A 6576-nucleotide genomic window follows, 5' to 3' on the forward strand; every position below is an offset into this window, starting at 1 on the left:
ACATTGATCATCGGAAAATCTTTTATCGCTTTGGCAACGGCCTCTACAAATATTGGTGTAAAGGTTATTTTTTCATTTTCACGCTTCTCGAAGCTATTTTTTACTTTATTACGCCATAAAACCATATTGGTTACATCAGCTTCAACAAACGAAGTTACGTGCGGTGAAGTTGTTTTACTCATTACCATATGATCGGCAATCAGTTTACGCATTCTATCCATTTCTATAATTTCGTCGCCACCACTAACACTGGTTGTTGATGTTTTATTTACAATTGGGGCCGAACTTGTTTTATTTTCAGCCGTTTGGTTTGTTGGCGGAATAGGCGCTGTTATACTAACTGTTTTAGTTAAGATTGGCGCTGCACCATTTTTATTGGCGATATAATCTAATAGATCATCTTTATTTAACCGTCCATCAGCACCAGAACCTTTAATCGCATCAAGCTCGGCTAACGAAATATTTTCTTGTGCAGCAATACTTTTAACCAGAGGAGAATAAAAGCGGTCAGACGAGCTAAAATCAGTTGCTACAGTAGTGTTTTCTGATGGCAGTTGTGCAATTCCAGGAATAGTTTCAATTTTTTCTTCAGCTATTGGCTTTTCTATAACCGGAGCTTCTGTAGTAGCGGTTTCTCCACCTTCAGTTTCAATAATGGCAATTACATCGCCCACCTGGGCAACTTCATCTGCAGCAAATAACTGTTTTACCAATTTACCGGCAACCGGAGAAGGAACTTCAGAGTCTACCTTATCAGTAGCGATTTCCAGAATGGTATCATCTAAATCAATAGAATCACCTGGTTGTTTTACCCATTTAATCACCGTTGCTTCCGCAACACTTTCACCCATTTTTGGTAACAATAGTTCGTATTGAGCCATATTAAATTACAGTATTTTATATTGGTAATGCTACAAAAATACAGTTTTTATTCTTTCTAAACTGTTTCTTTAAGGAGATTTAATAACATGGCAAGTGCCGATGCTGCAGAACGTTCGATGTTTTGAATACGTTTGTTACTGAAATTAAACAACTTAGCTACAGTTTTGTGTTTTGAAGAAATTGCGATCCATACCGTGCCAACTGGTTTGTCTTCAGTTCCACCATCTGGACCGGCAATGCCACTAACCGCAATAGCGTAATCTGTTTTGAAATGTTTAATTGCACCTTCGGCCATTTCTGCAACGGTTTGTTCGCTCACGGCGCCAAAGGTATTTAAAGTACTTTCTTTTACACCAAGAATAGATTCTTTAAGCTCGTATGCATAGGCTACCGCCCCGCCCCAATAAACCGAAGAAGAACCTGGGTGCTGCGTAATCAGGTGCGCTATGTATCCACCAGTACAGCTTTCTGCTGTAGATAAAGTTAAACCCTTGCTTTTCATAAGATTCAGGATCGCTTTTTCCAAGGGAATATCTTCATCTGTTACTACAAACTTATTTACTTTTGAAATGATCTGTTTGGCGTAAAGCTCAACCTCTTTTTGTAACGCTGTTTCGTTATCGCCTTTGGCCGATAAGCGCAAACGTACTTGTCCTAATTTTGGCAGATAAGCCAATTTGATGTGTGCTGGCAAGCTATCTTCAATTTCCTCGACCTCTTTGGCCAGAAATGATTCGCCTATATTTGCCGTAAGAATAGTTTTATGTACAATAAACGGCAGCTTAAATCTGCTCGTAATTCTGGGCAGAATTTCGTCATCCATCAGGTACATCATTTCGTAAGGCACACCTGGCATCGATACAAAAATGGTGTCATTTTGTTCAAACCACATGCAAGGCGCAGTACCATTTTTGTTTACAATAACCTCACAACCATCAGGAACATCAGCTTGCTGAATATTGATATCTAATAAAGGGCGTTTGTATTTTTCGAAAATCTGACGAACCATTTCCAATGCTCCGGGATCATTGCGAAAGCCCATATTGAAATACTTTGCCAAGGTTTTCTTGGTAATATCATCTTTGGTCGGGCCTAGTCCACCAGTAATTAAAACAATATCTGCACGCTTTTCGGCAAGATCAAGGGCTTCAATAATATGTTGCTCATCATCAGAAACTGAAGTAATCTGCTTAACGGAAACGCCAATTAAATTTAACTGTTTAGCCATCCAGGCAGAATTGGTATCAACGATTTGGCCAATGAGAATCTCATCACCAATGGTAATAATTTCGGCTAGCATAATTTATCGGTATGTGCTGTAAAAACCTTGTCTTTTGCTCAATTTCAAATCCTGTAGTATTGATGCCTTAACTTTTATGGTAAGAGAATAACTTTTGTAAGCACCGTATGGAACCCAGTTTACACTCATATCCCAACAATGTAAATCGCGGTAAATAGCTAAATTCATTGGGGTTAAGCCATTGTTCTTAAAATCGTAACCTGAGTTAAAAGTAACTTTCCACTTTGGTGTTAAGTTAACATCGCCATTAAAGTTTAGTGTATTCGAAATTGTATTGTTGTTCCCGTCATTCGAATATTGAAAACTGTAAGAGAAAGAGAAATTCCAGGGAATGTTAAAATCAACGAAAGCATTTGGATCACGACTTATAGCCGCTAATTGTTCTGACTGTATATCGGTTAATCCTTTTTTATTGGCTGCTTCGCCTAATTTATCATTAGCCTCATTTTTGCGTTTTAATGCCTCTGGATTTAAACTATAATCGAATGAGAAGCCAAAGTTAGTTAAACGTGGCAGGAATTTGTTCTTTTGGAAAAATAAACGATCCTCTCTTATTTTAGTGATTTGACCGTTAACCGTTGTGTCTTTTAAAGCATATGGATCTAACGTTCCATTATAATTTATCCCCAATTTATCGGTAAACTGCGACCGCCCACTAAAACCAATGGTTGATAATTTATAAGAAGGAGCCAGGAAATTATATGAACCGCTAAAACTCAAACCTTGAATAATCGGGATCTTTTTTGAGCCTGTTCCGGTCGTATCGTTTTTATTCCTCACCTTCAGTTCCACGGTATTGTCCAAGCCGAAACCAATGGAAGCATTAGGGCCGCCAAAAGAGCCCGGCTGTGCCATACCATCAAAAATGGAATATTTTAAAGGTTGTCCACTGGTATAAATTTGATTACCATTTTGGTCTATGGCAGGTCTATATGGCCCCGCCCCTGCTTTGGTAAAATCCGGAGAATAAGAGAAGGAAACATTTGGAGTCATTACATGCCTCAACGCCTGGATTTTGCCAGCTGGATTAAAATCTCTTCTTCCATAAATTTTAGTCGACATACTGGTTGATAGRCTGTAGCTGCCCGCTCTTTTAAACCCACTGAGGGTATCTTCTCTAAAAGTATATGTATTGTCGGCAAACTGCGTATATCTTCTATTTACACTCTGGAAATTCCAAACCTCATTATAGGTACCACCCAAACTAAAGTTTAAATATTTTAAGGCAGTGAAAGACATGTTTACCGGAATACTATGTGAAAATCCGCTTCTTAATCGCTTTAAACCATCATTTTGGAACAACAAACTATCAAAAGTATCAATTCTGTTGGTTCCCTGCAAGCTATAGCCAACGGTTATTTTTTCATACCATTTTTGTTCACCGACTGCATCTTTAGGTCGAAATGGGTTAAATGTAGGTACGTTGAATGTCATTTCTGGCAGCCTTAACGATATCGCTCTTGTACTTAAAGTCTGATCACTTGATGCGGCCAAAGAGAAGTTCATCCCGTTCGAATAGGCCTTCGCATAACTAATACTGCTACTTGTTGAATTGGTTGCGATGGTATTAATGTCGTAAGTAGTACCTGCTGCAGTATTTTTATAGTATCCCCTTTTTCCTGTTGATACTAATCTCACACTGGCACTAAATGTAGTACCTGGATTGGCATTGGCATTTTGACTATGGCTCCAATTGATACTAAAGTTTTTGGTTGGGTTTCTAAATGCCTCGGTACCTTCTAAACCATCTTTAAAACTTGAATAAGCTAAATTAATGTTACCATTGTATTTATATCTCTTAGTATAATTACTCAATACACTAGTTTCATAAGAACCATTGGTGTAAATCGACCCCATTAATTTGGCATCCCAATAATCGTTCAATCCGAGATAATAACCACCGTTTTGTAAGAAAAAACCCCTGGTTGCATCTTCGCCTGGTGTGGGAAGGATTACACCCGATGTTCGTTTGTTAGGTTTTGGAAAAAAAGCAAAAGGTAGCCCCAGAAAAGTGGGGATATCTTCGATAATCATGTAAACCGGCCCGGTAATAATCTGTTTCTCTGTTACCACCCCTTTAGAAATCATTAATCCAAAATGCGGGTGAGGTAGATTACAGGTACTGTACATTACATTTTTAATGTGCAGCTCATCATCTATTTGCTTTTTACTCTGCCCACCAGAGAAGAAACCTCCCTCTTGTTCAGAAAAAACACCATATACTTTAGCCCGGGTTGTTTCTGAATTGTAAAAAATAGAATCGGCTATGRCTGTTCCATCAGCACCCGATTTGAAGATTGGTTTTCCGGTATACCTACCCGTTTTTGGATCTTTAATGCCTCGCGCAAATATGGAATTTTGCTTTTTATCGTATTTGATATAAGCCGCATCTAGCTCAAAATCACCGTATACCACCCTTGCGTTACCGTATAAATACACAATGTTTTTATCGGCACTCATTTTTACCGAATCCTCCGCTTTGTATTCTACTTTCTGGTCGATACTGCTATTATTTTTACCTGTCTTTTTAGTCGTATCCTTTTTGGTTGTGTCTTGCTGGATGATTTGTTGCAATGAAAAATGAGAAAATGCGTTAGCTTTACCAACAACAAGTGTTAATAAAATGACAGATATTAGTAAAATAGAGCTCTTAAGAAGTTTCAAATTCGTATTTGAATGTTATTTTTGCACAAATGTTTAATCAAAAACGTTCAAAATTAGTGAAAAATATACCATTGATGTATCTTAAATCCATTTTAACAGTTATTATTTATTTAGTGTTATCAAATTCAGTTGATAATCAGGTGTTTGCACAAGAATATAAAATTAAAACAATTGTGATCGATGCCGGTCACGGTGGTAAAGATGGTGCAACCCACGGTGTGTATTCGAAGGAAAAAGATGTGGCGCTTAAAACGGCATTGAACCTTGGCCGGGCGCTTCAAGATAGTTTGAAAGATATCAAAGTTATTTATACCCGCGAGTCGGATGTATTTATTCCTTTATACGAGCGTATCAATATTGCAAATAATGCAAAAGCCGATTTATTTATTTCTATCCACTTAAATGATATGCCGGTTAGGGTATCGAGGGTGGTAGATTACTATAAAAAAGTAAGGGGCAGAAAAGTACCTGTTTATAGAACCGTTACTTCTAAAAGCACTTCAACGAGGGGAACAGAAACCTTCGTGTCGGGAACTCGCCGTTTAGGTGAGCAGGATGAGGTGATCAAACGAGAAAATGCTTCGATGTTTCTGGAAGAAAATTATCAGAAAAACTATGAAGGGTTTATTGCAAATACCCCCGAAAGTGACATCATGTTATCGTTAATGAAACAAACCAATAGAGATAGGAGTTTAAAGTTTGCTTCAATGCTTCAACAAGAATATGTTAATGCAGGCCGGATCAACAGAGGCGTACAAGAGAAAAGCCTTGCGGTATTGGCCCGTGCTGCTATGCCTGCTGTGTTAACTGAAATTGGTTTCGTGAGTAATCCAGATGAAGAAGATTATATGAATTCTCCTGAAGGGCAAAATGAAATTGTAAATGGAATTATTAAAGCAATTAAAAATTATAAACGTATAGCTGAAACATCATTTTAATATCCCTCCTGCATGAAGATTAAACTTCTGATTACAATACTTTTATTTTCGTTACTAGTTGCTGAAAAAGCGCCTGCTCAGGGTTATAAGATCAAAACAATTGTTATTGATCCTGGTCATGGTGGCAGAAAACCCGGAGCCTCTGGTAATTTTTCGAAAGAAAAAGATGTTGCGTTGAAGGTTGCATTAAAATTAGGTGCCTTATTAAAGGAGCAGATGCCGGATATTAAAATAATTTTCACACGGAAAACAGATATAGATGTTGACTTGTACAGGCGGGCAGAAATAGCGAACGAAGCTAATGCCGATCTTTTTATATCGGTACACTGCAATTCAATGCCTCCAGGCAACAAGCATATCAAAGGAGTAGAAACATTGGTTGCGGGATCGCACCGGTTAAAAGAACAGGATGCTGCCATACGTGAGAACGCCGATATTAAATTGGAAAAGAACTACAAAAGTAAGTACGATGGGTATGATCCAAGTAACCCAAGTAGTTTTATTCTTTTATCGCTTTTAAAAAATGCCTTTCGGGACAAAAGCATTAATTTTGCCAAGTTAATACAGAACAGTTATATCAAGCGGGATGAGCGATTAAGCCGTGGTGTTAAAGAACAGGGCGTTTTGGTATTGCAGCGTTGCGGTATGCCCGCCGTTTTAACAGAAGTAGGTTTTATCTCAAATACAGAAGAAGAAAAATATATTAATTCCCAAAATGGACAAAACGAAATTGCCAATTCTATTTTGGAAGCAATAAAAACATACAAAAAAAATATTGAGGTTAAATAAGTG

5 protein-coding genes are annotated in these 6576 nt (G+C 37.8%); 2 read left to right on the plus strand and 3 right to left on the minus strand.

What is annotated here, in order from left to right; translation table 11 throughout:
• The 3 genes from AC1DPQ_RS13925 to AC1DPQ_RS13935 all read right to left on the minus strand — a co-directional run.
• The coding region (locus AC1DPQ_RS13925) for a 2-oxo acid dehydrogenase subunit E2 (protein ID WP_477609802.1) at nucleotides 1-881 on the minus strand (881 nt) is incomplete at its 3' end.
• A 56-nt stretch (nucleotides 882-937) separates the two neighbouring features.
• Nucleotides 938-2182 (minus strand): competence/damage-inducible protein A, encoded by a 1245-nt coding sequence (locus AC1DPQ_RS13930; protein ID WP_477584537.1) that lies wholly within the window; start codon nucleotides 2180-2182, stop codon nucleotides 938-940.
• Nucleotides 2183-2185: 3 nt separating this feature from the next.
• Nucleotides 2186-4756, minus strand: coding sequence for a putative LPS assembly protein LptD (locus AC1DPQ_RS13935; protein WP_477609804.1), 2571 nt, complete (start codon nucleotides 4754-4756; stop codon nucleotides 2186-2188).
• 164 nt (nucleotides 4757-4920) lie between these two features.
• Between AC1DPQ_RS13935 and AC1DPQ_RS13940 the strand changes: the two genes are divergently transcribed.
• Both AC1DPQ_RS13940 and AC1DPQ_RS13945 read left to right on the plus strand, forming a co-directional pair.
• Entirely contained in the window at nucleotides 4921-5784 is an 864-nt protein-coding gene (locus tag AC1DPQ_RS13940; protein ID WP_477585116.1) for an N-acetylmuramoyl-L-alanine amidase family protein, read from the plus strand.
• 12 nt (nucleotides 5785-5796) lie between these two features.
• Nucleotides 5797-6573 carry an N-acetylmuramoyl-L-alanine amidase family protein gene (locus tag AC1DPQ_RS13945; protein ID WP_215128790.1) on the plus strand — a complete coding sequence of 259 codons (777 nt, stop codon included), beginning with the start codon at nucleotides 5797-5799 and terminating at the stop codon, nucleotides 6571-6573.
• The last annotated feature ends 3 nt before the right edge of the window (nucleotides 6574-6576 follow it).

Source organism: Pedobacter sp. 01T416_2 (assembly GCF_056398925.1).

Excerpts from the sequence above, each read along its gene's own strand:
- AC1DPQ_RS13930 (WP_477584537.1), bottom strand. The coding sequence starts at position 2,182 with ATGCTAGCCGAAATTATTACCATTGGTGATGAGATTCTCATTGGCCAA.
- AC1DPQ_RS13940 (WP_477585116.1), top strand. The coding sequence starts at position 4,921 with ATGTATCTTAAATCCATTTTAACAGTTATTATTTATTTAGTGTTATCA.
- AC1DPQ_RS13945 (WP_215128790.1), top strand. The coding sequence starts at position 5,797 with ATGAAGATTAAACTTCTGATTACAATACTTTTATTTTCGTTACTAGTT.